This window comes from Tepidimonas sp., assembly GCF_046292505.1.
Taxonomy (GTDB): domain Bacteria; phylum Pseudomonadota; class Gammaproteobacteria; order Burkholderiales; family Burkholderiaceae_C; genus Tepidimonas.
The window spans coordinates 1-534 of record NZ_JBKBQX010000269.1 but is presented as its reverse complement, the minus strand read 5'-3'; the positions used below and the strand labels follow the sequence as shown (position 1 = coordinate 534).

Genomic DNA, 534 nt, shown 5'->3' with positions numbered 1-534 from the left:
GGTCGCCCGGGAGCAGGCGGCCGATGCGGTGGATCACCGTCACGTCCTGCAGCGCCCAGCGCGCGTTGGCGTCGTCGACCAGTTTGGCAAGCGCCTTCTCGGTCATGCCGGGGTAGTGCTCGAGCGTCATCGCAGTGACGCCGCTGCCCTCGTTCATGTCGCGCGCCAGCCCGACGAAGCTCGCGATGGCGCCGATGTCGGTGCGGCCGGCGCGCATCGCGTCGAATTCGGCGCCGAGGTCGAAGGGCTCGCTCTGCACGACGATCTTCATGCCTAGCCCCCGGTCACCGGTGGGAAAATCGCGACTTCGGCGCCGTCGGCGAGCGGCAGCAGGGTGTCGGTCCAGGTGGTGTCACCGGAATAGGCGAAGAGCTTTCCGTCGCGCGCGATGCGATAGCCCTGGCAGGGGCCGGCGCGCTGGTCGTGGTCGACCGAGAAGGCGGTGATGCCGGCGCCTGCGAGCACCGCCGGCGCCTCGGGAGAGACCTCCACATAGGTGATCGGAAAAGGGAAGCTGTTGGTGCCGAAGCCGGG

General features: G+C 69.3%; 2 protein-coding genes. Both read right to left on the bottom strand.

The window, feature by feature from the left end:
• Positions 1-271, bottom strand: a 271-nt coding sequence (locus tag ACK4TH_RS13205; protein WP_409627089.1) for a molybdenum cofactor biosynthesis protein MoaE, incomplete at its 3' end; no start/stop codon positions are given.
• Between the two features lie 2 nt (positions 272-273).
• On the bottom strand, positions 274-534 hold a 261-nt coding region (locus tag ACK4TH_RS13200; RefSeq protein ID WP_409627088.1), incomplete at its 5' end, for an MBL fold metallo-hydrolase.